Below are 24,898 nucleotides of genomic sequence, written 5' to 3'. Positions count from 1 at the left end.
GCCCGATCAGCCTGCCCGAGTCCAGGCGTCCCCCTTGGGGCAGCTCGGTGCGCAGCAGCGACCGGTACCCGATGATCCCGGCGCACAGCAGCGGCGCGAGTTCGGAATCGGTGTAGCCGTCGGGTAGCCGGTGCGTGAAAGCGGCTGGGACAGTGGCGAAGTCGGCATAACCGCCGTCGGCATCCCACCCGGTGTAGAGCGAGTTCGGGCACAGGTTCTCCGCGCCGCGGCGGCAGTAGTCGCAGACCCCGCGGGTGTGTGGTCGGTTCGGTGGCCAGCCCTCTGTCGTGCACGCGCCTGGCCGGTGTGGGTGCTAGGTCTTGCGGACCATCCCGACGATCCAGAGCAGGATCACCGAGCCGAGGACCGCGGTGAACAGGGTGAACCACCACCCGCCCCCCGCGGTGTTGAGGAAGAAGCTCAGCAGGAACCCGCCGACCAGCGCGCCGACCACCCCGATGACGATGTTCATCAGAATGCCCGAGCCGCCACCCTTGACGATCTTGCCGGCGATCCAGCCCGCCAGTGCGCCGATGATGATGTAGCCGATCCAGCCGACGCTGGTCAGCGTCGTTGAACGGGCGAGGAATTCAGTAGTAGCCACCATGTCCATGACCGTCTCCTCGGTGTCGCTGGCCAGCGCCAATGCTGACCCCTATCCCTTCGGTATACCGCCGGAAGATAACGATTGACCGGTCGATACGGCCACGATCACCTACTGACCGGGCGTCATCCCCGGAACCGGCGTCTCCACCGGGACAGGCACGCCGAGCGGAATTCGCCCACCCGCTGCCGGCGGCGGGGGAACCGGAGCATTCGGATCCGCGGGTGGCGGCTCCGGCGGTGGCGGCGGGGTGTACGGCCGGATCGACTCGGCCAGCGCCTTGGCGGCCGCGGGATCGATCGGATCCTTGGCGGTGCCCAGCCAGACCACAAACCAGCGCTGGTTGCGCTGATCGCGCGGTGCGTTGGGGACCGACGTGCCGACGACGCCGGCCCAGATCTGACCGTTGGGCTTGGTGGTGTCGGTGAACTTCACTTCGTAGGAGGAGAAATAGCCCGGCATGTCGCCGGCCTGCAGCGCACCGCTCTGCTGATTGATCCGGACGCCGGCGAACGGCATGAAGAACTCACCCATGTCCGAGCCCAGCCGGACCGCGGCCTTGCTGTTGTCCTGCTCGGCACCGGCGAACAGCTTCAGGTCCAACCGGCCGAGAATGACGCTGGCGTCGCTGGCGGTCGGCGCGGGCTGGCCACTCTCCGCGGGGGCGATCTGTTTGCTCAACAGTGCCTGCCCGTAGTTGAGGCGAGACGCGTCAGAGACAACCCAGCCCGCGGGCAGCAAGTAGCTGAACCCACCTGCGGTATTCGGGATGCGACCCGGCTCCAGCGCCGGAGGGGTGGGCGGAGCCGGCGGCGCGTTCGGATCAAGCGGCGGCGGGACCGGCGCGTTGGGGTCGACCGGCGGTGGTGCCGGTACCGGTGGCGCGTTGGGGTCGACCGGCGGTGCCGGGACCGGGGTAGCCGGCGGTGCCGGGACCGGGGTAGCCGGCGGTGCCGGGACCGGGGTAGCCGGCGGAGCGGCCGGGACTGCGGGAGCCACCGGCGTGGGTGTCGGCGTGGCGGGATCCGCGAGCGCTGATGGTGCTGGCAACGCGATCGTGACGGCGCTGGCGGCGGTCACCGCGGTGACCGCAAACGCCGTCCACCGGCCCGGGCGTCGCGAAATCGGGTCCGACTTCGTCATTCCGATGAACCTACCGTGTTACAGCCGTGACGCAAGTGTGGCCTGCTCAGGGTGTTGCGCGGGCCGCGGCATGTAGCGCGACCTCCTGCGCCTTGACCGTGAACCACACCGTGTCGCCCGCGGCGAGTCGCAGGCCGGCCGCCGACTCCGCGGTGATATCGGCGGCCAGCCCCGGCGCGCCGTCGGCCTGCTCGGCGGCGCGCACCCGCACCCGCGCGCCGTCGGCGTCCAGCTCCGCGACCCGGATCTGGACACTGTTGCGCGGGCTGCCATGCGGTAGCTCGCGGTACACCGCGACGGCCGCCGGGGAGAACACTGCGACCAGACCGCCCTCGGCGATCGGGTCGGCGCCCTGCCTGCCATGCCAGTGCGTGCCGTCGGCGGCGCGCAGGCTCTCGGCACCGTCGCGGACACCGCGCACCACGTTCACGCCCGCGATGCGGGCGCCGAACATGCTGCGCGGCGCGGCCAGCACATCGGCGATCGGGCCGATCTCGGCCACCCCGCCGTCCTCGAGCACCAGCACCCGGTCGGCCAGCGTCAGAACGTCGAGCAGGTCGTGGGTGATCAGCACGGTCGCGCGGCCCCGCGCCGAGCACACCCGGCGCAGCAGCGCCCGCACCGAGGCCGCCACGGCCACGTCAAGTCCGGCCAGGGGTTCGTCGAGCAACAGCACCTCGGGCTCGGCGGCCAGCGCCCGCGCGATCGCGACCCGCTGGGCCTGCCCGCCGGACAGCTGGCTCGGTTTGCGCCCGGCCAAGTCGGCCAGCCCGACCTCGGCCAGCCACGTCGCGGCACTGCCACGCGCCACAGCGCGTCCCGCCCTGCGGCTGCGCGGTGCGAACTCGACATTGGCCTGCACGCTCAGATGCGGAAACAGCAGCGGGTCCTGCAGCAACAGGCCGACGCGGCGGTCATGGGTGGCCACCTGGATCCCGGCTGAGGTGTCGGTCAGTGCGTGCCCGCCGAGGCGCACCAGCCCGGTATCGGGTGCCAGCAGCCCGGCGATCACATGGAGCGTGGTGGATTTCCCCGCGCCGTTGGGGCCGAGGATCGCTAGCACCTCCCCCGCGGCGACCTCGAACGCCACCTCGAAACCACGCTCGGCGACCGCGGCGCGAAACTGCAGATCAGGCATCGCTGGTCCACCCGGACAACCGCCGAACGCCGAGCCCGAGGACGACGACCGCGGCGACGACGACCAGCAGGATCGATAGCGCCACCGCCGCATCTGGGTCGCTCTCTCGCTGCAGATAGATCTCCAGCGGCAGTGTCCTGGTGACGCCCTGGCGCGATCCGGCGAACGTCAGCGTGGCGCCGAACTCCCCCAGCGACCGGGCGAAGGCCAGCACCGAGCCCGACACCAGACCGGGCTTCAGCAGCGGCAGCGTCACCCGCCACCACACGGTGGCCGGCTTGGCGCCCAGCGTCGCCGCCACGACGTCGTAATCAGACCCGGCGGTGCGGGCCGCGCCCTCCAGCGCGATCACCAGGAACGGCAGCGAGACGAACGTCTGCGCCAGCACCACCGCGGTCGTGGTGAACGCGATCCGGAACCCCGCCGCCTCCAGGTAGCCTCCGAGCAGGCCGAGCCGCCCGAACGCGTACAGCAGTGCGATACCGCCGACCACCGGCGGCAACACCAGTGGCAGCAGGATCAGCGGGCGCAATGCGCGCACGACCCGTCCGTCGTTGCGGGCCAGCACCAGCGCCATCGGAACGCCCAGCACCAGACAGAGCGCGGTGCTAGCTGCCGCGGTCCGCAGACTCAGGAGTAGCGCGGCCTGTGACGCATGACTGGTGACCAGCGACCAGAAGTTGGTCCAGTCGACCTTGATCGCCATCGCCACCAGCGGCAGCACCACGAATCCCGCGCCGAGCAGGGCCGGCAAGTACACCCATCGCGGCAGCAGGGGCTGCGTACGGTGTGCCCCGCTGCACCTCACCCGTCACACCCTAAGGGCGAATTCGCACGTCGTGTCCCGATCGTGTCGGTGCGCCATTAGCCGAATTAGCTACCGTCCAGTAACATTTGTGTCCAATCGACACCACCGCGCTCGAAGGCGTGCACGAGGAGGTCAAAGACGATGGACGTGCTGGTCACTGGTGCTGACACCGAACTGGGACGCACGATCGCGGAAGGCTTCCGCGACGCCGGCCACAAGGTCGTCATCAGCGGCGCGCGCCGCGATGACCTAGAAGTAGCCGCCAAGGAACTCGATGTCGACGCCATCGTGTGCGACACCGCCGATCCGGCCGCGCTGGCCGAGGCGCGCACCCTGTTCCCGCATCACCTGGACACCATCGTCCACGTCCCCGCCCCGGCGTGGATCGGTGGCGATCCCCGGGCCTACACGCTGGTCGACACCGCCAAGGCCTGGCGCACAGCGCTCGACGCCACGGTGTTGTCGGCGGTGCTGCTGGTGCAGAACATCGGTGACCACCTGCGCTCCGGCGGATCGATCGTGACCGTGGTTCCCGATAACCCGCGCGACGGCGGCGCCGACGCCGCAGTAAAGGCGGCGGTGTCGAATTGGACTGCGGGACAAGCGGATTACTTCGGCACCCGCGGTATCACCGTGAACACGGTGGCCTGCGGTCGAAGCGCTGAGCCGTCGTATGACGGGCTGTCCACCACGCCGCCGTCGGTGGCTGCCGAGATCGCCCGGCTCTCGCTGTTCCTGACCACGCCGGCTGCCCGGCACATCACCGGCCAGACCGTGCACGTCGGCCGGGGTGCGCTGGCCAACTTCGGCTGATCTGCTGGAGCCGGAGGGCCGACGACCGACGCTGATTTACCTGGCGTTTCCCGACGAGGACTAACGTCTCATCCGTGACGATCCGACTCGCCCTGCAGATCCCGAACTTCTCCTACGGCACCGGTGTCTCGGAGCTGTTCCCCACCGTGATCGCGCAGGCGCAGGAGGCCGAGGCGGCGGGCTTCGATTCCGTCTTCGTGATGGACCACTTCTATCAACTCCCCGGCCTGGGCGCCCCCGAGGAACCGATGCTGGAGGCCTATACGGCCCTGGGCGCGCTGGCCACGGCTACGCAGCGGGTGCAGCTGGGCACGCTGGTCACCGGTAACAGCTACCGCAACCCGACGCTGCTGGCCAAGGCGATCACCACCCTTGACGTCATCAGCCAGGGCCGCGCGATCCTGGGCGTCGGCACCGGCTGGTTCCAGCTCGAGCACGACTCGCTGGGCTATGAATTCGGGACGTTCACCGACCGGTTCAAGAAGCTCGACGAGTCGCTGGAGATCATCCTGCCCATGCTCAAGGGCGAGCGCGTGACCGTGGACGGCCAGTACTACACAACCCATGAGGCATTCGCCAATCCCCGCTTCCGCGAACACATTCCACTGATGATCGGCGGCACCGGGGAGAAAAAGACCATCCCGCTGGCCGCCCGGCACTTCGACCACCTCAACCTCGTGTGCGGATTCGACGAGCTCGCCCGCAAGATCGAGGTGACCAACAAGCGCTGCGAGGACATCGGCCGCGACCCGAGCACGCTCGAAACCAGCATGCTCGTGTTCGCGATCATCGACGAGAACGTCACCGAGGACTTCATCCCGGCCGACGTCAAACAACGCGCGGTGTACGGCAGCCCGGAACAGATCACGGAGCAGATCACCACCAAGGTCCTCGATGCCGGCGTCGACGGCGTCGTCTTGAGCCCCGTGACGAACCTGGACGGCTACCACCCCGGCCGCGTCACCGCCCTGGCCGAGGTGTTACGCCCCGCGCTCGGGCTGTAACCACCCGCGGGTGGCCGATATCACCTGATCCACCCGGGGACCGACGCGAAGTCGGCCCGCCGGGCGACTACTGTAGTCCCTATCCTGTGCATGTCGTTGAGGAGCAGAAATGACCCACCCCGGTGCCACTCCATCGGATAAGCACAAGGTCGTCGTCATCGGTTCGGGATTCGGCGGCCTGAATGCCGCGCAGAAGCTCAAGCGAGCCGACGTCGACATCAAGCTGATCGCCAAGACCACCCACCACCTGTTCCAGCCGCTGCTGTACCAGGTGGCGACGGGCATCATCTCCGAAGGAGAGATAGCCCCGCCCACCCGCGTCATCCTCCGCAAGCAGGAGAACTGCCAGGTACTGCTCGGCGAGGTCACCAACATCGACCTGGCGGCCAAGACAGTCGACTCGATCCTGCTGGGCCACACCTACCGGACGCCGTACGACACGCTGATCGTCGCTGCGGGCGCGGGCCAGTCGTACTTCGGGAACGACCAGTTCGCCGAGTGGGCACCCGGCATGAAGACCATCGACGACGCCCTCGAATTGCGCGGACGCATCCTCGGCGCTTTCGAACAGGCCGAACGGTCCAGCGATCCGGTCCGGCGCGAGAAGCTGCTCACCTTCGTGGTGGTCGGCGCAGGCCCCACCGGCGTCGAAATGGCCGGGCAGATTGCCGAACTCGCCGATCACACTCTCAAGGGCGCGTTCCGCCACATCGACTCCACCCGCGCGCGGGTGATCCTGCTGGACGCCGCGCCCGCGGTGCTGCCGCCGATGGGCGAGAAGCTGGGAAAGAAGGCGCAGGACCGCCTGGAGAAGCTGGGCGTCGAGATCCAGCTCAACGCGATGGTCACCGATGTCGACCGCAACGGAATCACTGTCAAGCGGCCCGACGGCACGATCGACCGGATCGAGGCCGCCACCAAGGTGTGGTCGGCCGGCGTGTCGGCCAGCCCGCTGGGCAAGATCATCGCCGACCAGTCCGACGCCGAGATCGACCGGGCTGGACGGGTCAAAGTGGGTCCGGACCTGTCGGTTCCCGGACACCCGAACGTGTTCGTGATCGGCGACATGGCCCTCGTCGACGGCGTCCCCGGCATGGCACAGGGTGCCATCCAGGGTGCCAAGTACGTTGCCAACCTGGTCAAGTCTGAGCTCAAGGGTGCCGATCCCGCGGCCCGCCAGCCGTTCAGCTACTTCGACAAGGGCTCGATGGCGACGGTGTCGCGGTTCAGCGCGGTGGCCAAGATCGGCAAGATCGAGTTCGCCGGATTCTTCGCCTGGCTGGCGTGGCTGTTCCTGCACCTGGTCTATCTCGTCGGGTTCAAGACCAAGATCGCGACCATCCTGTCGTGGACGACGACATTCTTAGGGCGGGGCCGCAGTCAGCTGACGATCACCGAGCAGCAGGCGTACGCGCGCACCAGGATCGAGCAGCTCGAGGAAATAGCGGCTACGGTCGAGGACGAAAAAGCCGCGAGCTGACCCAGGCTATTCCGGCTGGGAATCGCCGGTGAGCGGCGCGGAAATGACGGTGTTCACGCACCTACTGCCCTAGCATGATCAGCGATGACAGTCTCACTACAAGGGGGCCCGATGACATCCAATCGTTCTGTGCGACGCGCAGCCGCGGCAGCGCTTGGCGCCGGTGCGGTTTTGCTCAGCGTGGCCGGGCCCGCTGCCGCCGACCCGCCACCCAACTGCACCACCGCGGACATGACCGGCGTGATGGCCGGGGTGTCGGCCGCGATGTCGACCTACCTGTGGACGCATCCGGACGTGAACGCGTTCTTCACCGGCCTGCAGGGGCTGCCCAAGTCGCAGGTCAAAACCCAGACCCAGCAGTACCTGGATGCCAACCCGCAGGTGCGCGCCGAGCTGGAGGGCGTCCGCCAGCCGGCGACCGACTTCCGGGCTCGCTGTGGCTTGATCCCGCGGCCCATCGCGCCTGGCGTGGTCTAACCCGCTCTCGGCGTGGCCCGGCGTCGTATCGCCGGGGCATCCTAAGGTTGTCGGCGTGGTCGTGAAGCCCGATGAGATCGTCTACCGCGTGCTGCAACGGCTGCCTACCCGCATGCTCTCGTTGCGCACCATCGTCATCGTCGCTGCGTTGTCCGTGGTGATCCTGGTGCTGACGTTGGGCACCTGGGTGTGGATAGGCGTCACCCATGACCAGTACAGCCAGCTCGACCGGCGACTGGACTCGGTCAGCAGCTTGGGCGACGTGAGCTCGGTACTGACGACGGCAGGACCCAGCGGGGTCGGTACGCCCACCCCGGACGGGAGCCTGGTGCGCACCATCCGGGTTGGTGCCATGGCCATGTCCGTGCCCGCCGAGGTGGTGCTGCCCGCCCTCGGCGACGGCTACGCCAACACGACCATCGATGGCGTCGAATACCGGGTGCGCACGTTCTCGGTCGGCGGGGCCACGATCGCGCTGGGTGCGCCGCTAGCCGAAACCGAGCGCCGGATCGCCGAATTGCATCTGCGGGTCCTGCTGATCTGCGCCGGCGTGATCGCGGGCACGGTGGTGATCGGCTGGTTGATCTCACTGATCATGATCAACCCGTTCCGGCTGCTGGCCCAGCAAGCCCGCGCCATCAACGCCCAGTCGAATCCCGACGAGGTGCAGGTGCGCGGCGTCAAGGAAGCGGTGGAGATCGCCGAGGCAGTCGAAGGCATGCTGGCCCGGATCGGCGACGAGCAGGCCCGCACCAAGGCCGCGCTGGAGTCGGCCCGTGATTTTGCCGCCGTCGCCTCCCACGAGCTGCGGACTCCCCTGACGGCCATGCGCACCAACCTCGAGGTGCTCTCCACCTTGGATCTCGGGCCTGAACAGCGCACCGAGGTGATCGGCGACGTCATCCGCACGCAGAGCCGCATTGAGGCGACCCTGACCGCACTGGAACGTCTCGCCCAGGGTGAGTTGACCACCGCCGACGATTTCGTGCCCTTCGATATCACCGAACTGCTGGACCGGGCCGCGCACGATGCCGAACGCATCTACCGCGATCTCAAGGTTTCGCTGGTACCCTCCCCCGCGGTCCTCATGGTCGGCCTACCCGTCGGGTTGCGGCTGGTCATCGACAACGCGATCGCCAACGCCGTCAAACACGGTGCCGCCACCGAAGTGCAGCTGTCGGTGTTCAGTTCCGCCGACGGCGTGCAGATCACGATCGATGACAACGGCAGCGGGGTGCCCGAAGAGGAGCGCGCCGCGGTGTTCGCACGGTTCTCCCGTGGCTCTACCGCATCGCGATCCGGATCGGGTCTCGGTCTGGCTCTGGTGGCCCAGCAGGCCGAATTACACGGTGGCACAGCCTCGTTGCACGCCAGTCCGCTCGGCGGTGCCCGGCTGGTGCTCACCCTCGCCGGTTCGCGCGACTAGAGCCGCGCGCCCTGCCAGGTCGAGAGACTCCCGCCGGCGGCCAGGGCCAGCGTGACGCCTGCGGCATCCTCAGCCGGCTCGGGGTATCGCAGCTCGCTCACGCAGGCCAGCGGGGCGCCCAGTGCATCATCGGCCACGCCGCCTGCGCCCAGCTCCACCCGATGCCGAAGCAGCGGCGTGCCGCCCACGTCAGCGTGCATGGCACCGCTCCAAAAGCCCTCACGCTCACCGGTTCTGCCGATCTGTACTCGTTCCCGGATCCGCAGCCGCGAGGTGCCGGCGGCCCATATCGTCAGCACACTGAGGTGGTGGGCGTCGGCAGCGACGATCGTCGGCTCGGGATCGAGGTCGAGCTCACCGGCGGTCTCGATGTGCCAGCACGCCCGCGACTGCGTGGTCGTCGCGCCGGGCAGTGCCATCGTGGCCGCGGCGCTGCGAAGGCGCAGTCGCGCATCGGGTTCCACGATCACCCGGATCGAGATGGTGTCCCCGCCCAGGGGTGTCGCCGCCGCCGACACCAGGTGCACGGTGTCGGGTTCGGTATGCCGCGCCGCCAGGCCGCCGCGGCACTCGATGCGAGGCAGCCGCCCAGGCTGGGCCACCACGAGGACGTCGGAATGCATTGCGGCTCAAGCCGGCTGGTGGACGATCAGCTGCTCGCGCACCCACGCCAGCACCGCGGACGCGGCCGGATCCTCAGTCAGCGAGATCAGAACCGTCGGGCGGCCTTCACGCACCTTGGCGGCATCGCGGCGCATCACCTCCAGATCGGCGCCGACCAAGGGGGCCAGGTCGGTCTTGTTGACCACCAACAGGTCCGAGAACGTCACCCCCGGGCCGCCCTTACGCGGCACCTTGTCTCCGCCGGCCACGTCGACGACGAAGATCTGCACATCCACCAGACCTGAGGAGAACGTCGCGGTCAGGTTGTCCCCACCGGACTCGACGAGGATCAGGTCCAGCTGCGGGTGACCGGCGATGAGGTCGTCGATCGCATCGAGATTGGCAGTGATGTCGTCGCGGATCGCGGTATGCGGGCAGCCGCCGGTCTGAACGGCGGCGATCCGGTCGTCCGGTAACACCGCGTGGCGGCGCAGGAAATCGGCGTCCTCGGTGGTGTAGATATCGTTGGTCAACACCGCCAGGGACAGGTCATCGCGCAGCTGACGGCACAGCGCGGCCACCAACGCCGTCTTGCCCGAGCCGACCGGCCCGCCGATTCCGATGCGCAGCGGCTCACCCGATTGACGGACCCGCTTGGGCCGTTCGTGATGCGCGTGCGGCTGACCTTCAATGAAATGTGGAGGCATACAGGCTCTTTCAGGAGACGAACAGGGGACGTTCTCGTTGTGCGTGCTGCTGCGCCAGCTCATCGAGCAGTGGGTCGGACAAGTCAGCCAGTGCGGTGACCGCACGCTCGGCGGTTTGCTCGCACAGCTCAGCCAATCCGAAGGTCAGCACCGCGACATCCGCGGGATCCAATGCCAGAAGCCGCTGCGCGGCGGTCGCGGTGCCGGTCATCGTGGTGTACACCACCGACAGCGCGGTCTGCTGGTGCGTCAGTCCGCTGGCCGCGCCAACCCGGCCGGCCGTCACGGCTAGATGCGGCCGCGGGCCGAGGGCATCCCATTCAGTACTAGGCCAGACCCGGCGGGCCAGCCGCAGCAGCCCACGACCCTGCGCTCGGGAGGCCTGCCGGGCCGCCGGAGCCGGTGTGCGGGCATCGGTTTCGGCGTCGGCGGCGGTTGCTGTCAGCTCCCCACGGTGCATGGCGGCCGCGACGGATGCCGTCACCAGGCCGCTGGTGCGGATCCGACGGCGCAGGTAGGCCTCCAGCGTGGTGATGTCGACCACCAGCCTGCTGGTGATCGCCTCCTCGACACCGCCCGAGTGCACATGGCCACCGGTCGGCAATCGCGAGTCGGCAAGGGCTAGCAGCGTGGAAAGGGAGGCCATCAGAACAGGAAGTAGCGCTGTGCCATGGGAAGTTCGGTGGCGGGTTGTTCGGCCCAGACCTCCCCGTCGATCCGCACGGTGAAGGTGTCGGGATCGACCTCGATGCGGGGTTGGGCGTCGTTGAGGGGCATCTGCGCCTTGCCGATCGCGCGCACATTGCCCACCGCGGCCAGGCGGCGGTTGACGGCAAGCCTGTCGGCCAGCCCGTCCTCGATGGCCTGCGGGGCGACGAAATGCAGTGAGGTGGCGGCCGCCGCGGCTGGTGCGGCCCCGAACATCGGTCGCGGTAGCACCGGCTGCGGGGTTGGGATCGAGGCGTTGGCGTCGCCCATCGCCGCCCAGGCGATCATGCCGCCCTTGATCACCGCGTGCGGGCGCACCCCGAAGAACGCCGGCTCCCACAACACCAAATCGGCCAGCTTGCCGACTTCGACCGAACCGATTTCGTGATCCAGTCCGTGGGCCACAGCCGGGCAGATCGTGTACTTGGCGATGTAGCGGCGCACCCGATAGTTGTCCGCCGCACCATCTCCGGCCAACGCTCCCCGGCGGCGCTTCATCACGTGTGCGGTCTGCCATGTCCGCAACACGACCTCGCCGATGCGACCCATGGCCTGGGCGTCGCTGCCGATCATCGAGATCGCGCCGATATCGTGCAGCAGATCTTCGGCGGCGATTGTCGAGGGCCGGATGCGGCTCTCGGCGAAGGCCAGATCCTCGGGCACGCTCGAATTGAGGTGATGGCAGACCATCAGCATGTCGAGGTGCTCGTCGAGGGTGTTCACGGTGTGCGGCCGGGTCGGGTTGGTCGAACTAGGCAGCACATTCGACTCGGCGGCGACAGTGATGATGTCGGGTGCGTGCCCGCCGCCCGCCCCCTCGGTGTGATAGGCGTGGATGGCGCGGCCCTTGATCGCCGCCAGAGTGTTTTCGACGAAGCCCATCTCGTTGAGGGTGTCGGTGTGGATGTTGACCTGCACCCCAGCAGCCTCGGCGACCGTCAGGGCGGCGTCGATCGCCGCGGGGGTGGTCCCCCAATCCTCGTGCAACTTGAAACCCGCTGCACCGGAACGCAACTGCTCCCACATCGCCTCATGGTTGACCGTATTACCTTTGCCCAGCAGAGCGATGTTGAGCGGCCAGTGGTCCAGCGCTTCGAGTATCCGGGCCAGATGCCAGCCGCCCGGTGTCACCGTGGTGGCCTTGCTACCCTCGGCAGGTCCGGTACCGCCAGCAATGATCGTGGTGATGCCGCCACCGATCGCCTCTTCCATGATCTGCGGACAGATCAGGTGCACATGACAGTCGATGGCGCCTGCGGTGACGATGCGGCCGTTACCGGCAATGATCTCCGTCGATGGGCCGACCACCAGATCGGGGTGGACACCCGACATGATGTCAGGGTTTCCGGCCTTACCGATTCCGACGACCCGGCCGTCGCGAATACCGATGTCCGCCTTGATGATTCCCCAGTAGTCGATGATCACCGCCCCGGTTATCACGGTGTCGGGTGCGCCGTCGGCCCGGGTTGCCCGACCCTGGCCCATCGATTCACGCAGCACCTTGCCGCCGCCGAATAGCGCCTCGTCGCCGGCCAATTCTGGCCCGCCGCTGCGGTCCTCGGTGATCTCGACGATCAGGTCGGTGTCGGCCAGCCGGATCCGGTCACCGGTGGTGGGCCCGAACAGCGCGGCGTAACGGGCGCGGGACAGCTCGGTCATGCGGGATCCAGCCTTCCGGGTGGGTTCAGGCTCAGGCCGTACACCTCGCGCGAACCGCCCAGCGGCACCAGGCGAACCCGCTGCGCCACACCGGGTTCGAAGCGCACCGCGGTGCCGGCTGGGATATCGAACCGATGACCGTGGGCGGCGGCGCGGTCGAAGGATAGCGCGGCGTTGGCCTGCGGCAGGTGTACGTGGCTGCCGACCTGCACCGGCCGATCGCCCGTGTTGACGATATCCAGTTCGATACGCTGGGCGCCGGCGTTGATCTCGATATCGCCGTCACCGAGGAAGACCTCGCCGGGAATCATGATGTCCTCCAAGACATCACGGGATGGGGCTTCACGGGATGGGGTGATGGACGGTCACCAATTTGGTGCCGTCGGGAAAGGTGGCCTCGACCTGCACGTCGTGCAGCATCTCTGGCACACCCTCCATCACGTCGTCGCGGGAGAGCACCTCGCGGCCGCTGACCATCAGCTCGGCCACGGTGCGACCGTCGCGTGCGCCCTCCAGGACGTGGTCGGTGATCAGCGCCACCGCCTCGGGATGGTTCAGTGTCAGCCGGCGCGCCTGCCGCCGGCGGGCGAGCTCGGCCGCATAGGAGATGAGGAGCCGGTCGGTTTCATGCGGTGAGAGTCGCATAGAGCGCGATCCTGCCATGGCAGGACGCGATCAGCAGGTCGGCCGGGCGCCCTCAGCCCTGCGGCGGCTCAGGCTCGAGGTTCTGCAGGCGCACCTGGCCGCGGGCGATCAGCCGGTCCTTATCGTCGCGAATCGTCACCAGCCACAGCTGCTGGCGACGGCCGCGGTGCACCGGTTCGGTGACGCCGTAGACGGTTCCGCCGGAGATCGCCCGCAGGAAGTCGGTGTTGTTGTTGACGCCGACGACGTTGCCGCCGCCGTTGGCGGCCAGCCAGACGAAAGCCGACGTGCTGGCCATCGATTCGATCATCGAGCAGTAGACTCCGCCGTGCACGATGCCCATCGGCTGCAGCAGCTTGGGCTGGACTTCCAACTGCGCCTTGGCGCCATCCGGGGTGAGTTCGGTGAACACCAGGCCGAGCTCATTGTCGAACGGGGCGGAGAAGGCGATCTGTTCGATCGGTGACTGCTCTGATTGCACGCATCTGTGTCTACACCAGGCGGGTGCCCACGATGAGGGACGGGCCCCGCGGATCAACCGCGGGGCCCGTCCTCAGCACGGACCGGGGTGTCACTGCAGCCCTCAGGACATCCGGCGCGGTCCGTTCGTCTTTAGTGGTGTTCGACGTTCTGGCATTACCATAGGCAAGGCTTGCCTAACCCGCAAGGCCTACCCCGTCCGGCGCATCGCCCGCACCGGAAGGCCGAACCCGCTCAGCGCGTCGAGCACCAGCTGCCCGCGGCGCATACAGATCACCTCACCGCTGCCGGTGAGTATGGGAACCTGCGTCGCGGTGATGACCACCGCCGAGCCGACCATCTGCCACATTGCCGCCGTAGACAGAGCGCGACGGCTGAGCTCGTGCAGGCACTGGAATATCGGCTCCAACGATCGGTGGCAGCGGTGCGCCGTCCAGGTCGCCAGTGCGAGTTCGTTGGGTAGCCGGACTACGTCGGTCACTGCCGGATCGTCCGGCAGCACCCGAAGCGTCGGGTCCACCACCGCGGCCCAGTCGATGGTGCCCTCCGAGTCGACGTGCATCCAGAGGTTGCCAGGCCCGGTGTCCCACACCCGGCCCTCGAGCACGAACAACGTGACTGCCCGGCCCAACACGGCGTGCGTGAACGTGCCGGCGAGCTGCTGGGCGACGGCTCGTCTGTCACCGAGTTCGTCGACCGCAGCATCGAACATGGTCGCCAGCCGGCCCGATGTCGTCACCGAGTCGAGTGCCCACCATCGACGCCGTGACACATCGGCCATGACCGCCACTCCGTGCACCCGCGGGGAATCCGGGCTCAGGCCGCGCAAGCGGCCGCTGGATTCATGCAGGGGCAGCATGCGGCGGATGGTCATTCCGTCGATCAGTGGATCAACGACGGCTGTGGTCACGGCACCTCCTCATTATGGTTAGGTGAGCCTAACCATAATGAGCCAGGCAAGGTTAGCATTGCCTAATGTGAATGCTGTCACAGTTGGCACACCGGTGGGCGACGCCGTCCTGCGGTTACCGGAAAGCTGGATACGACGACCGGTAGTAACCGGGAGTATTCTTGTTCGACTGCTACCGAATGAACGGAAATGGTCAAGTTGACTCGTCTCGGCGAACTTGAACGCGCGGTGATGGACCACTTATGGGCCGCTGGTGAACCGTTGACGGTTCGCCAGGTCCATGAAACCCTCTGTACCGAGCGCGATCTCGCCTACACCACGGTGATGACGGTTTTGCAGCGGCTTGCGCGCAAGAACCTGGTATCCCAGATCCGTGACGACCGGGCCCATCAATACGCACCGGTGCACGGCCGCGACGAACTGGTCGCGGGCCTGATGGTCGACGCCCTGGATCAGGCGTCCGATTCCGGCGGACGGCAGGCGGCGCTGGTGCACTTTGTCGAACGAGTCGGAGTCGATGAGGCGGACGCCTTGCGCCGCGCACTGGCCGAATTGGAATCCAGGCACCGTTCACCCTGGCCCGGTGGCGGTTCACCCAGCGTCTGAGGGACACTGTCAGCGTGTCCGCGCTGGCCTTCACCTTCCTCGCCTTGATGCTGGTTGGTCCTGTGCCCGCACTCCTGGCCCGGGCCTCCTGGCCAATGCGTGCGCCGCGGGCGGCGATCGTGCTCTGGCAATCGATTGCAGTGGCTGCTGTGTTATCCGCATTCAGCGCGGGCCTGGCGATCGCCAGCCGGCTGTTTGTCCCCGGAGCTGACGGGCGCCCGACCGCCACGATCACCAGCGAGATCGCGGCGCTCGGCTGGCCGCTGTGGCTGGCATATGTCCTGGTCTTCGCCGTCACCCTGTTCATCGGAGCGCGCCTACTGGTCGCCGGTGTGCAGGTCGCAGTGGCCACTCGGCGGCGCCGGGCGCATCACCGAATGGTGGTCGATCTGCTCGGTGAGTGCCGGCACGGCGTGAGCGGGTTGCGGGTGCTGGACGTGGCCGAACCCCTGGCGTATTGCCTGCCCGGTGTGCGCAGCCGGGTCGTGCTCAGCGAGGGCACCCTGGCCGCGTTGAATCAGAGCGAACTAGCCGCGATCCTCAGCCATGAGCGTGCCCACCTGCGCGCACGCCACGATCTGGTGCTCGAGGCGTTCATCGCCGTGCACACCGCCTTCCCCCGGTTCGTCCGTAGCGGCAGTGCACTCAATGCCGTGCGGCTCCTCGTCGAATTGCTCGCCGATGACGCCGCTGTACGGACCGCCGGCCCCACTGCCCTGGCGCGTGCCCTGGTGGCCTGTGCCTCCGCGCGCACGCCGAAGGGCGCCCTGGCCGCGGGCGGTCCCACCACTGTCATCCGGGTGCGCCGGCTGTGCGGCCGGCCCAACAGTGTGTGGCTCTCATTGGCTGCCTACACCACCGCCGCGGCGGTGCTCGTGGTGCCGACCGTCGCCGTCGCGATGCCGTGGCTCACCGAACTGCACCGGTTGTTCTTGTCCTGAGACTGTTCTTCCCGCAACAAAATTCACACAATTGAAGGGCGCCAGATGAGCTCACCGCAGACGGACGGTACTGCACAGATCGGTGTTACCGGGTTGGCGGTGATGGGCTCCAATATCGCGCGGAACTTCGCTCACCACGGCTACACCGTCGCACTGCACAACCGGTCGGTCGCCAAGACCGATGCGCTGCTCGCCGAGCATGGCTCCGAGGGCAGCTTCGTTCGCGCCGAGACGATGGCCGAGTTCGCCGCCGCACTCGAGCGGCCGCGGCGCGCGCTGATCATGGTCAAGGCCGGTGACCCGACCGACGCGGTAATCAACGAACTCTGCGACGTCTTCGAGCCGGGCGACATCATCATCGACGGCGGTAACGCGCTCTACACCGACACCATCCGGCGCGAGAAGGCAGTGCGCGAGCGCGGCCTGCACTTCGTCGGCGCCGGCATCTCCGGCGGCGAGGAGGGCGCCCTCAACGGGCCGTCGATCATGCCCGGCGGCCCCGCCGAGTCCTACAAGTCGCTGGGCCCGCTGCTCGAGGAGATCTCCGCGCATGTCGACGGCGTTCCGTGCTGCACCCACATCGGCCCTGACGGAGCCGGGCACTTCGTGAAGATGGTGCACAACGGCATCGAGTACTCCGATATGCAGTTGATCGGCGAGGCCTATCAGCTACTGCGCGACGGGCTGGGCAAGACCGCTCCTGAGATCGCCGAGATCTTCGCCGAGTGGAACAAGGGCGACTTGGACAGCTACCTGATCGAGATCACTGCCGAGGTGCTGCGCCAGACCGACGCCAAGACCGGTAAGCCTCTGGTCGACGTCATCGTTGATGAGGCCGAGCAGAAAGGCACCGGGCGCTGGACAGTCAAGTCGGCCCTGGACCTCGGGGTGCCGGTGACCGGTATCGCCGAGGCCGTGTTCGCGCGCGCACTGTCGGGTTCGGTTCCGCAGCGCAAGGCCACCACCGGCCTGGCCTCCGGCGATCTGAGCGCCAAGCCGACCGACGCCGCCCAGTTCATCGATGACGTCAGCAAGGCGCTGTATGCGTCGAAGATCATCGCGTACGCGCAGGGCTTCAACCAGATTCAGGCGGGTAGTGCCGAGTACAACTGGGGCATCACACTCGGCGACATGGCCACCATCTGGCGCGGCGGCTGCATCATTCGGGCCAAGTTCCTCAACCGGATCAAGGAGGCCCACGACGAGAACGCTGAGCTGGCCACCCTTATCGCTGCGCCGTACTTCCGTGACGCCGTCGAGGCCGGAATCGACAGCTGGCGTCGGGTCGTCGTCAAGGCCACCGAGCTGGGCATCCCGGTGCCCGGTTTCGCCTCCGCACTGTGCTACTACGACGCGCTGCGCACCGAGCGGCTGCCCGCGGCACTGACTCAGGGTCTGCGTGACTTCTTCGGCGCGCACACCTACGGCCGGACCGACGCCGATCCGGCCGCCCGCTTCCACACCCTGTGGAGCGGTGACCGCAGCGAGGTCGAGGCCTGACCCAGTACCGTGAGGCACGTGCAGTTTCTCGACGGCCAGCGGCCTCCGTACGACCTGACCTACGACGACGTCTTCGTCGTCCCCAACCGATCCGACGTCGCGTCCCGGTTCGATGTGGACTTGTCGACCTCGGACGGCACAGGCACGACGATCCCCGTCGTCGTGGCCAATATGACGGCGGTGGCCGGCCGGCGGATGGCCGAGACGGTCGCCCGCCGCGGCGGCATCGTGGTGCTGCCACAGGACCTGCCGATCGAGGCGGTCAAGCAGACCGTCGACTTCGTCAAAAGCCGCGACCTGGTGGCCGACACCCCGGTGGTGCTGGCCCCCGATGACTCGGTATCCGACGCTGTCGCGCTGATCCACAAGCGGGCCCACGGCGCGGCGGTGGTGGTGTTCGAGGGCCGTCCCGTCGGGCTGGTCACCGAGGCCGCGACCGCGGGTGTGGACCGGTTCGCCCGGGTGCGTGATATCGCGATCAACGATTTCGTCACCGCGCCCGTACACACCGACCCCCGCCAAGTCTTCGAGCTACTCGAACATGCTGCGGTGGACGTGGCCGTGCTCACCGATGCCGACGGCGCACTGGCCGGGGTCTTGAGCCGCATCGGCGCCGTGCGCGCCGGCATCTACACGCCCGCCGTCGACGCCGCCGGCCGGCTGCGCATCGCCGCGGCCGTGGGCATCAACGGCGATGTGGCCGCCAAAGCCCAGGCGCTCGCCGAGGTCGGCGTAGACGTGTTGGTGGTCGACACTGCACACGGCCACCAGCTGAAAATGCTTGACGCGATCAAGGCGGTGTCGTCGCTGCGGCTCGGTATCCCACTGGCGGCGGGCAACGTCGTCTCCGCCGAAGGCGCGCGTGACCTGATCGGCGCGGGAGCCTCGATCGTCAAGGTCGGCGTCGGCCCCGGCGCCATGTGCACCACCAGGATGATGACCGGCGTCGGACGCCCGCAGTTCTCTGCGGTTCTCGAATGTTCCTCGGCTGCAAAAGAACTCGGCGGCCACGTGTGGGCTGACGGTGGGGTGCGGCACCCCCGCGACGTCGCGCTTGCGCTCGCGGCCGGCGCGGCCAACGTGATGATCGGGTCCTGGTTCGCCGGAACGTACGAATCCCCCGGCGATTTGATGCGAGACCGTGACGGCCGGCCCTATAAGGAGAGCTACGGCATGGCCTCCAAACGCGCGGTGGCCGCACGCACGAGTGCCGACAGTGCCTTCGACCGAGCGCGCAAAGCACTGTTCGAGGAAGGGATTTCGACATCGCGAATGGCCCTGGATCCCGTCCGGGGCGGCGTGGAGGATCTGCTCGACCACATCACCTCCGGTGTCCGCAGCACGTGCACGTATGTGGGTGCGGCCACCATCGCTGAGTTGCACGAACGGGTGGTACTGGGCGTGCAGTCCGCGGCCGGCTTCGCCGAGGGTCATCCACTGCCTGCGGGTTGGTGAGCCGTATCCCCGCCCGCAAGGGCGCTAACATAGTGGTCTGTTCGTGCCCCCACCGAGGAAGGGATCCCGTGCCGCAGGCACCCATCGAGGCCCCCGCGGATCGGGCTGCCGGGGGCGACCGGCCCGCAGACGATTCCGACGCCGAACCTTCCACTAGTCGGCCGGGCTCGCGGCCCGGCGACATGAAGGCACGGATCTGGTGACCGGCCTCTATACCGCGCTCAGCCTGTTGGCGATGGTCGTACTGACGCTGGGAACGGCACTCTTCGTGGCGGCCGAGTTCTCCCTGACCGCTCTGGAACGCAGCACCGTCGATGCCAACGCCCGCGCCGGCGACCGCAGGGACAACAACGTCTCACGTGCCCACCGCTCGCTGTCATTCCAGCTGTCCGGCGCCCAGCTCGGCATCTCGATCACCACCCTGGCCACCGGCTATCTCGCCGAACCCGTGCTGGCGCGGCTGTTCGACCCGGTTCTGGATTACCTGCACGTGCCCGACAGTGTTGCCGCCGGAATCGCGCTGGCACTGGCCATCCTGATCGCCACCTCACTGTCGATGGTGTTCGGTGAGCTGGTGCCCAAGAACCTGGCGGTGGCACGCCCGGTTCCCACCGCGCGAGCGACGGCCGGCTTCCAGCTGATGTTCTCCACGTTGATGACCCCGGCCATCAAGGCCACCAACGGCACCGCCAACTGGATCCTGCGCCGGCTCGGCATCGAACCGGCTGAGGAGCTGCGTTCGGCGCGCTCCCCGGAGGAACTCGGTGCGCTGGTTCGCAGTTCGGCCCAACACGGTTCCCTGGATGAGGCCACCGCCGCGTTGGTCAACCGCTCGCTGCAGTTCGGCTCGCGGATCGCCGAGGAGTTCATGACGCCACGCACCGAGATCGAGGCGCTGGAGGCCGATGACACGGTCAGCGATCTGGTGACCGCCTCAGCCAGCACTGGTTTCTCCCGCTTCCCCGTCGTCAACGGCGACCTGGACGAGACCATCGGCATCGTGCATGTCAAGCAGGTCTTCGGTGTTCCCGCCGCACAGCGGCCGACGACCAAGCTGCTGACGCTGGCGATCCCGGTGCCGACGGTGCCGTCATCGCTGGACGGCGACGCGCTGATGTCGCAGCTGCGCGCCCACGGGTTGCAGACGGCCATGGTGGTCGACGAGTACGGCGGCACCGCGGGCATGGTCACTGTCGAAGACTTGATCGAGGAGATCGTCGGCGACGTTCGTGACGAGCATGACGACTCCACCCCCGATTTCCAGAAGTCTGGTTTGGGCTGGCGGGTGTCGGGGCTGCTGCGCATAGACGAAGTGGCCGAGGCGACGGGTTTCCGGGCCCCCGAAGGCGAATACGAGACCATCGGCGGGCTGGTGCTCGAGAAGTTGGGGCACATCCCCGAGACGGGTGAATCGGTGGAACTGTCCGCGTTCGACCCCGATGGCCCTTTCGACGATCCGATCCACTGGCGCGCCACCGTCGTCGCGATGGACAGCCGCCGTATCGACCAGCTGGTATTGACCCAGCTGCTCCGACCCAGTGACGACTGGCCCAGTAACGACGGGGACCGCTGATGGGTGCCGACTTCCTGGGTGTGCTGCTGACGATCGCGCTGCTGGGCGCCAACGCATTCTTCGTCGGCGCGGAGTTCGCGTTGATCTCGGCTCGCCGCGACCGGCTGGAAACCCTTGCTGAACAAGGTAAGCGGAGCGCGGTCACCGTACTGCGCGCCGGCGAGCAGCTGTCCCTGATGCTGGCCGGCGCCCAGCTGGGCATCACGGTGTGCTCGATCCTGCTGGGCCGGGTCGGCGAGCCGGCGGTGGCCGGGCTGTTGGAGACACCGTTCGATTTGGTCGGGGTGCCCGACCCCGTGCTGCACACGGTGTCGTTCCTGGTGGCGCTCGGCATCGTCGTGACACTTCACGTCCTGCTCGGCGAAATGGTGCCCAAGAACATCGCCATCGCCGGCCCGGAGAAGACGGCGATGCTGCTGATGCCGCTCTATCTGGCCTACGTCAGGTTCGTCCGGCCGTTCATCGCCTCCTACAACTGGGCGGCCAACACCACGCTCAAGATCTTCGGGATCGAAGCCAAGGACGAGCTCGACGTCACCGTGTCGACCGTCGAGCTGGCGGAGATGATCGCCGAGTCGCGTTCCGAGGGCTTGTTGGACCCCGAAGAACACATGCGGCTGACCCGAGCGCTACAGATCCGCAACCGCATCGTCAACGACGTCGCGGTACCGCTCAGCGAAATCCGCGCGATCCCGGTCGCCGGCCCCGGCAGCGGACCTTCGGTGAGCGCGGTCGAGCACGCCCTGCATGAGACGGGCTACTCGCGGTTCCCCGTGGTCGGTGCCGATGACTCGCTGATCGGATACCTGCACATCAAGGATGTGCTGAGCCAGATCGACGGCCCCGATTCGGTGCTCGACGCCTCGGTGGTGCGCCCGCTGCCCCTGGTGGCCGCCGATATGGCGCTGCCGGACGCGCTGTCGCAGCTACGGCGCAACAACAGCCACCTGGCGCTGGTCACGGGTGCCGATGGTGCCGTGACGGCGATGATCGCACTCGAAGACCTGGTGGAAGACCTTGTCGGGACCGTGCGCGACGGGATGCACCGTGCCTGATGTGGTGCTCGCCGATGTCGACTGGATGACGCGGGCAGCGGCCCACCGCGCCCGGGTCGAGACCTTCACCAGCCCGCACGGCCGTCGGGCCAGCCGTGGTGAAACCCACCCGGTGTGGGATTTCCTGTTCAGCTACTACAGCCTGCGCCCACGCCAGCTGCGGGTGTGGCATCCCGGGTATGGCACCGTGCTCGCGGGGCCGGAGGCCGCCGAGTACCTGGATCGCGCCGGCTACGCGGCAACCGCCGACGGCGTCACCGTCAGCGCGGATTTCCTGCGAACGAGGCTGCCCACCGTCGCCTTCATCGCCGATCTGCTGCGGGCCACCGAAGACCGTGCGCCGCAGTTCGGCTGCTTCGGCATGCACGAATGGGCGATGGTCTACCGCACCGACGCCGTACGCCACGGCCGGGTGCCGCTGAGGCTGGGCGCCGCCGGCACCGACGCCGTCGTCGATTCGATGCCCTTGCGCTGCACCCACTTCGATGCGTTCCGGTTCTTCACCGATGCGGCGGCGACTCGAAATCGGGGTGTGCCGACCCGAGCCGACCAGCGCGACTGGGAACAGCCGGGCTGCCTGCACGCCAACATGGACCTCTACAAGTGGTGCTACAAGCTCGGCCCGCTGGTCGATTCGCAGCTACTGGTGGACTGTCTGGAACTGGCCGCCGAGGCGCGTGAGCTCGACATGCGGGCCAGCCCCTACGATCTGATGCACCTGGGGTTCGCGCCGATCGCGGTCGAGGAACCCGCCGGACGCGCTGAGTACGTGCGACGCCAGGGCCTGATCAGCGAGCGTGCGGCCCCGCTGCGTGCGGCGCTGGTGAGCTGGTGCGAACAGCTGCTGGCTTGCGACCGGCGTAACTGCGCCTACGACAGCGTGTCGGAAGGGTTCCTACCTGCGGGTAAGATGAATTGATTGCCGTGAGGGAGGACGACAGATGACCGATCGCGTGGCCGTGGGCAACCTGCGTGTGGCGCGGGTGTTGTACGACTTCATCACCAACGAGGCGCTGCCCGGCACCGGGATTGACGCCGACAGCTTCTGGTCGGGGGTCGACAAGGTCATCGCTGACCTCACCCCCCAAAATCAGGGCCTGCTCGCCCGCCGGGATGACCTGCAGGCCCAGATCGACAAGTGGCACCGGCAGCGGATCATCGGCGGTATCGACGCGGGTGAGTACCAGCAGTTCCTGCGCGATATCGGTTATCTGCAGCCCGAGCCTGCTGACTTCACGATCACCACTTCCGGTGTCGATGACGAGATCACCAGCACCTTCGGACCGCAGCTGGTGGTCCCGATCCTCAACGCCCGCTTCGCCTTGAACGCCGCGAACGCGCGCTGGGGCTCGCTGTACGACGCGCTCTACGGCACTGACGTCATCAGCACCGAGGGCGGTGCCGAACCGGGCAGCAGCTACAACAAGATCCGCGGCGACAAGGTCATCGCCTACGCCCGCAACTTCCTCGACCAGGCGGTGCCGCTGGCCGACGGTTCGTGGGCCGCCGCCACCGGTGTCAGCGTCGCCGGGGGCGCACTCGACATCGCCCTGACCGACGGCACATCGACGACGCTGGAGAGCCCGGAGAAGTTCCTCGGCTACACCGGTGAGCGCGGCTCCCCATCCTGGTCAGTGCTGTTGGTGAACAACGGCCTGCACATCGAGATCCTGATCGACCCCGAGTCCGCTGTCGGCACGACCGATAAGGCCGGCATCAAGGATGTCGTGCTCGAGTCGGCGATCACCACGATCATGGACTTCGAGGATTCGGTGGCCGCCGTCGACGCCGACGACAAGGTGCTGGGCTACCGCAACTGGCTGGGCCTCAACCGCGGCGATCTGGCCGAAGAGGTCAGCAAGGGCGGCAAGACGTTCACCCGGGTGCTCAACGACGACCGGACCTACAAGACTCCCGACCAGGGTGAACTCACGCTGCCCGGGCGCAGCCTGTTGTTCGTCCGCAATGTCGGGCACCTGATGACCAACGATGCGATCCTCGACGCCGACGGCAACGAGATCTACGAAGGCATCCAGGACGCACTGTTCACCGGGCTGATCGCCACCCACGGCCTCAAGGCCGAGGACGGCAGCCCCCGGCAGAACAGCCGCACCGGCTCCATATACATCGTCAAGCCCAAGATGCACGGCCCCGACGAGGTCGCCTTCACCTGCGAACTGTTCAGCCGGGTCGAGGACGTCCTCGGCCTGCCGCAGAACACGATCAAGGTCGGCATCATGGACGAGGAGCGCCGCACCTCGGCCAACCTCAAGGCCTGCGTCAAGGCCGCCGCCAACCGGGTGGCCTTCATCAATACCGGCTTCCTGGACCGCACCGGCGACGAGATCCACACCTCGATGGAAGCCGGCCCGATGATCCGCAAGGGTGCGATGAAAACCCAGCCGTGGATCCTGGCCTACGAAGACCAGAACGTCGACGTCGGCCTGGCCACCGGATTCTCCGGCCGTGCCCAGATCGGTAAGGGCATGTGGGCCATGACCGATTTGATGGCGCAGATGGTGGAGCAGAAGATCGGCCAGCCCAAGGCCGGTGCCACCACGGCGTGGGTGCCGTCCCCGACGGCGGCGACCCTGCACGCCATGCACTACCACTACGTCGACGTCAAAGAGGTGCACACGGAGCTGGCCGGCCAGACACGCACCACGCTCGACGAGTTGCTGACGATCCCGCTCGCCAAGGAATTGGCCTGGTCACCGGAAGAAATCCACGAAGAGGTCGACAATAACTGCCAGTCGATCCTCGGCTATGTGGTGCGCTGGATCGACGCGGGTGTGGGTTGTTCGAAGGTGCCCGATATCCACGATGTCGCATTGATGGAAGACCGTGCGACACTGCGCATTTCGAGCCAGCTGCTGGCGAACTGGTTGCATCACGGGGTAATCACCGCCGACGATGTGCGCGAGAGCCTGCGGCGGATGGCGGCCGTGGTCGACGGGCAGAATGCGTCCGACCCTGATTTCAAGCCGATGGCTACCGACCCCGACAACAGCATCGCGTTCCAGGCCGCCCAGGAGCTGATCCTGGCCGGCGCCGCCCAGCCGAACGGCTACACCGAGCCGATCCTGCATCGGCGCCGCCGGGAGTACAAGGCCAGCACCGGCGCCTGAGTCCGCACCGCACCGCACGACCGCTGACACGAAAG

The 24,898-nt window shown here is 67.6% G+C and carries 25 protein-coding genes and 1 pseudogene; 13 read left to right on the top strand and 13 right to left on the bottom strand.

Features of this window, described 5'->3' with window-relative positions:
* Window positions 1–22: 22 nt before the first annotated feature.
* From G6N13_RS19220 to G6N13_RS19200, 5 genes and pseudogenes are all read right to left on the bottom strand, one after another.
* Window positions 23–259, bottom strand: a pseudogene (locus tag G6N13_RS19220) (alcohol dehydrogenase catalytic domain-containing protein); the annotation flags it as partial.
* A 54-nt stretch (window positions 260–313) separates the two neighbouring features.
* Window positions 314–613, bottom strand: a complete 300-nt coding sequence (locus tag G6N13_RS19215; RefSeq protein WP_163702316.1) for a GlsB/YeaQ/YmgE family stress response membrane protein — start codon at window positions 611–613, stop codon at window positions 314–316.
* Between the two features lie 102 nt (window positions 614–715).
* Window positions 716–1,747 (bottom strand): APA family fibronectin-binding glycoprotein, encoded by a 1,032-nt coding sequence (locus G6N13_RS19210; RefSeq protein ID WP_163699528.1) that lies wholly within the window; start codon window positions 1,745–1,747, stop codon window positions 716–718.
* A 46-nt stretch (window positions 1,748–1,793) separates the two neighbouring features.
* Window positions 1,794–2,885: a sulfate/molybdate ABC transporter ATP-binding protein gene (locus tag G6N13_RS19205; protein WP_163699526.1), complete on the bottom strand. Its 1,092-nt coding sequence runs from the start codon at window positions 2,883–2,885 to the stop codon at window positions 1,794–1,796.
* On the bottom strand, window positions 2,878–3,660 hold the full coding sequence (locus G6N13_RS19200) for an ABC transporter permease (RefSeq protein ID WP_179965167.1): 783 nt from the start codon (window positions 3,658–3,660) through the stop codon (window positions 2,878–2,880). Before G6N13_RS19200 ends, G6N13_RS19205 begins: the two co-directional genes overlap by 8 nt.
* Before the next feature lie 174 nt (window positions 3,661–3,834).
* Between G6N13_RS19200 and G6N13_RS19195 the strand changes: the two genes are divergently transcribed.
* From G6N13_RS19195 to G6N13_RS19175, 5 genes are all read left to right on the top strand, one after another.
* Complete coding sequence (locus tag G6N13_RS19195; protein ID WP_163699524.1) at window positions 3,835–4,506, top strand: SDR family oxidoreductase; 672 nt, start codon at window positions 3,835–3,837, stop codon at window positions 4,504–4,506.
* A 74-nt stretch (window positions 4,507–4,580) separates the two neighbouring features.
* On the top strand, window positions 4,581–5,510 hold the full coding sequence (locus G6N13_RS19190) for an LLM class F420-dependent oxidoreductase (protein ID WP_163699522.1): 930 nt from the start codon (window positions 4,581–4,583) through the stop codon (window positions 5,508–5,510).
* Window positions 5,511–5,619: 109 nt separating this feature from the next.
* Entirely contained in the window at window positions 5,620–6,990 is a 1,371-nt protein-coding gene (locus G6N13_RS19185; protein WP_163699520.1) for a type II NADH:quinone oxidoreductase Ndh, read from the top strand.
* 111 nt (window positions 6,991–7,101) lie between these two features.
* Window positions 7,102–7,467, top strand: coding sequence for a heme-binding protein (locus G6N13_RS19180; protein ID WP_163699518.1), 366 nt, complete (start codon window positions 7,102–7,104; stop codon window positions 7,465–7,467).
* Between the two features lie 112 nt (window positions 7,468–7,579).
* Window positions 7,580–8,893: a sensor histidine kinase gene (locus tag G6N13_RS19175; RefSeq protein ID WP_163702314.1), complete on the top strand. Its 1,314-nt coding sequence runs from the start codon at window positions 7,580–7,582 to the stop codon at window positions 8,891–8,893.
* Here the strand turns inward: G6N13_RS19175 and G6N13_RS19170 are convergent.
* The 8 genes from G6N13_RS19170 to G6N13_RS19135 all read right to left on the bottom strand — a co-directional run bounded on the left by G6N13_RS19170 (window position 8,890) and on the right by G6N13_RS19135 (window position 14,605).
* Complete coding sequence (locus G6N13_RS19170) at window positions 8,890–9,516, bottom strand: urease accessory protein UreD (protein WP_163699516.1); 627 nt, start codon at window positions 9,514–9,516, stop codon at window positions 8,890–8,892. The two genes, G6N13_RS19175 and G6N13_RS19170, sit on opposite strands and share 4 nt — an antisense overlap.
* A 6-nt stretch (window positions 9,517–9,522) precedes the next feature.
* Window positions 9,523–10,203, bottom strand: a complete 681-nt coding sequence (gene ureG / locus G6N13_RS19165) for an urease accessory protein UreG (protein ID WP_163699514.1) — start codon at window positions 10,201–10,203, stop codon at window positions 9,523–9,525.
* A gap of 10 nt (window positions 10,204–10,213) precedes the next feature.
* Window positions 10,214–10,849 carry an urease accessory protein UreF gene (locus G6N13_RS19160; RefSeq protein WP_163699512.1) on the bottom strand — a complete coding sequence of 212 codons (636 nt, stop codon included), beginning with the start codon at window positions 10,847–10,849 and terminating at the stop codon, window positions 10,214–10,216.
* Window positions 10,849–12,570: an urease subunit alpha gene (locus G6N13_RS19155; RefSeq protein WP_163699510.1), complete on the bottom strand. Its 1,722-nt coding sequence runs from the start codon at window positions 12,568–12,570 to the stop codon at window positions 10,849–10,851. The genes G6N13_RS19160 and G6N13_RS19155 overlap by 1 nt, the downstream gene beginning before the upstream one ends.
* Complete coding sequence (locus G6N13_RS19150; RefSeq protein WP_163702313.1) at window positions 12,567–12,881, bottom strand: urease subunit beta; 315 nt, start codon at window positions 12,879–12,881, stop codon at window positions 12,567–12,569. Before G6N13_RS19150 ends, G6N13_RS19155 begins: the two co-directional genes overlap by 4 nt.
* Window positions 12,882–12,912: 31 nt before the next feature.
* On the bottom strand, window positions 12,913–13,215 hold the full coding sequence (locus G6N13_RS19145) for an urease subunit gamma (RefSeq protein WP_163699507.1): 303 nt from the start codon (window positions 13,213–13,215) through the stop codon (window positions 12,913–12,915).
* 52 nt (window positions 13,216–13,267) lie between these two features.
* A complete protein-coding gene (locus tag G6N13_RS19140) occupies window positions 13,268–13,696 on the bottom strand; it encodes a PaaI family thioesterase (protein ID WP_163699505.1) in 429 nt (142 codons plus the stop codon).
* Window positions 13,697–13,885: 189 nt separating this feature from the next.
* Entirely contained in the window at window positions 13,886–14,605 is a 720-nt protein-coding gene (locus tag G6N13_RS19135; protein WP_163699503.1) for an iron reductase, read from the bottom strand.
* Window positions 14,606–14,794: 189 nt separating this feature from the next.
* Between G6N13_RS19135 and G6N13_RS19130 the strand changes: the two genes are divergently transcribed.
* From G6N13_RS19130 to G6N13_RS19095, 8 genes are all read left to right on the top strand, one after another.
* Window positions 14,795–15,211 carry a BlaI/MecI/CopY family transcriptional regulator gene (locus tag G6N13_RS19130; protein ID WP_163699502.1) on the top strand — a complete coding sequence of 139 codons (417 nt, stop codon included), beginning with the start codon at window positions 14,795–14,797 and terminating at the stop codon, window positions 15,209–15,211.
* Window positions 15,212–15,225: 14 nt separating this feature from the next.
* Entirely contained in the window at window positions 15,226–16,152 is a 927-nt protein-coding gene (locus G6N13_RS19125; protein ID WP_163699500.1) for a M56 family metallopeptidase, read from the top strand.
* Window positions 16,153–16,197: 45 nt separating this feature from the next.
* Window positions 16,198–17,652: an NADP-dependent phosphogluconate dehydrogenase gene (gndA, locus tag G6N13_RS19120; RefSeq protein WP_163699499.1), complete on the top strand. Its 1,455-nt coding sequence runs from the start codon at window positions 16,198–16,200 to the stop codon at window positions 17,650–17,652.
* Window positions 17,653–17,670: 18 nt separating this feature from the next.
* Window positions 17,671–19,107 (top strand): GuaB1 family IMP dehydrogenase-related protein, encoded by a 1,437-nt coding sequence (locus tag G6N13_RS19115; RefSeq protein WP_163699496.1) that lies wholly within the window; start codon window positions 17,671–17,673, stop codon window positions 19,105–19,107.
* Between the two features lie 235 nt (window positions 19,108–19,342).
* Entirely contained in the window at window positions 19,343–20,680 is a 1,338-nt protein-coding gene (locus tag G6N13_RS19110) for a hemolysin family protein (RefSeq protein WP_163702311.1), read from the top strand.
* Window positions 20,680–21,735, top strand: a complete 1,056-nt coding sequence (locus G6N13_RS19105) for a hemolysin family protein (protein ID WP_163699494.1) — start codon at window positions 20,680–20,682, stop codon at window positions 21,733–21,735. The genes G6N13_RS19110 and G6N13_RS19105 overlap by 1 nt, the downstream gene beginning before the upstream one ends.
* A gap of 25 nt (window positions 21,736–21,760) precedes the next feature.
* Window positions 21,761–22,654, top strand: a complete 894-nt coding sequence (locus G6N13_RS19100; protein WP_235678106.1) for a 3-methyladenine DNA glycosylase — start codon at window positions 21,761–21,763, stop codon at window positions 22,652–22,654.
* A 22-nt stretch (window positions 22,655–22,676) separates the two neighbouring features.
* On the top strand, window positions 22,677–24,863 hold the full coding sequence (locus G6N13_RS19095; RefSeq protein WP_163699490.1) for a malate synthase G: 2,187 nt from the start codon (window positions 22,677–22,679) through the stop codon (window positions 24,861–24,863).
* Window positions 24,864–24,898 lie beyond the last annotated feature (35 nt).

This window comes from Mycolicibacterium sarraceniae (assembly GCF_010731875.1).
Taxonomy (GTDB): Bacteria; Actinomycetota; Actinomycetes; order Mycobacteriales; family Mycobacteriaceae; genus Mycobacterium; species Mycobacterium sarraceniae.
This window is presented reverse-complemented; position numbering and strand designations above follow the sequence as displayed.

What these genes read in the sequence shown, in the direction of transcription:
- G6N13_RS19110 (WP_163702311.1), top strand. Translation starts at nt 19,343, where the DNA reads ATGGTCGTACTGACGCTGGGAACGGCACTCTTCGTGGCGGCCGAGTTC.
- G6N13_RS19160 (WP_163699512.1), bottom strand. Translation starts at nt 10,849, where the DNA reads ATGGCCTCCCTTTCCACGCTGCTAGCCCTTGCCGACTCGCGATTGCCG.
- ureG (WP_163699514.1), bottom strand. Translation starts at nt 10,203, where the DNA reads ATGCCTCCACATTTCATTGAAGGTCAGCCGCACGCGCATCACGAACGG.
- G6N13_RS19145 (WP_163699507.1), bottom strand. Translation starts at nt 13,215, where the DNA reads ATGCGACTCTCACCGCATGAAACCGACCGGCTCCTCATCTCCTATGCG.
- G6N13_RS19185 (WP_163699520.1), top strand. Translation starts at nt 5,620, where the DNA reads ATGACCCACCCCGGTGCCACTCCATCGGATAAGCACAAGGTCGTCGTC.
- G6N13_RS19205 (WP_163699526.1), bottom strand. Translation starts at nt 2,885, where the DNA reads ATGCCTGATCTGCAGTTTCGCGCCGCGGTCGCCGAGCGTGGTTTCGAG.
- G6N13_RS19095 (WP_163699490.1), top strand. Translation starts at nt 22,677, where the DNA reads ATGACCGATCGCGTGGCCGTGGGCAACCTGCGTGTGGCGCGGGTGTTG.
- gndA (WP_163699499.1), top strand. Translation starts at nt 16,198, where the DNA reads ATGAGCTCACCGCAGACGGACGGTACTGCACAGATCGGTGTTACCGGG.
- G6N13_RS19155 (WP_163699510.1), bottom strand. Translation starts at nt 12,570, where the DNA reads ATGACCGAGCTGTCCCGCGCCCGTTACGCCGCGCTGTTCGGGCCCACC.
- G6N13_RS19100 (WP_235678106.1), top strand. Translation starts at nt 21,761, where the DNA reads ATGACGCGGGCAGCGGCCCACCGCGCCCGGGTCGAGACCTTCACCAGC.
- G6N13_RS19130 (WP_163699502.1), top strand. Translation starts at nt 14,795, where the DNA reads ATGGTCAAGTTGACTCGTCTCGGCGAACTTGAACGCGCGGTGATGGAC.
- G6N13_RS19195 (WP_163699524.1), top strand. Translation starts at nt 3,835, where the DNA reads ATGGACGTGCTGGTCACTGGTGCTGACACCGAACTGGGACGCACGATC.
- G6N13_RS19170 (WP_163699516.1), bottom strand. Translation starts at nt 9,516, where the DNA reads ATGCATTCCGACGTCCTCGTGGTGGCCCAGCCTGGGCGGCTGCCTCGC.
- G6N13_RS19150 (WP_163702313.1), bottom strand. Translation starts at nt 12,881, where the DNA reads ATGATTCCCGGCGAGGTCTTCCTCGGTGACGGCGATATCGAGATCAAC.
- G6N13_RS19180 (WP_163699518.1), top strand. Translation starts at nt 7,102, where the DNA reads ATGACATCCAATCGTTCTGTGCGACGCGCAGCCGCGGCAGCGCTTGGC.
- G6N13_RS19210 (WP_163699528.1), bottom strand. Translation starts at nt 1,747, where the DNA reads ATGACGAAGTCGGACCCGATTTCGCGACGCCCGGGCCGGTGGACGGCG.
- G6N13_RS19175 (WP_163702314.1), top strand. Translation starts at nt 7,580, where the DNA reads ATGCTCTCGTTGCGCACCATCGTCATCGTCGCTGCGTTGTCCGTGGTG.
- G6N13_RS19105 (WP_163699494.1), top strand. Translation starts at nt 20,680, where the DNA reads ATGGGTGCCGACTTCCTGGGTGTGCTGCTGACGATCGCGCTGCTGGGC.
- G6N13_RS19215 (WP_163702316.1), bottom strand. Translation starts at nt 613, where the DNA reads ATGGACATGGTGGCTACTACTGAATTCCTCGCCCGTTCAACGACGCTG.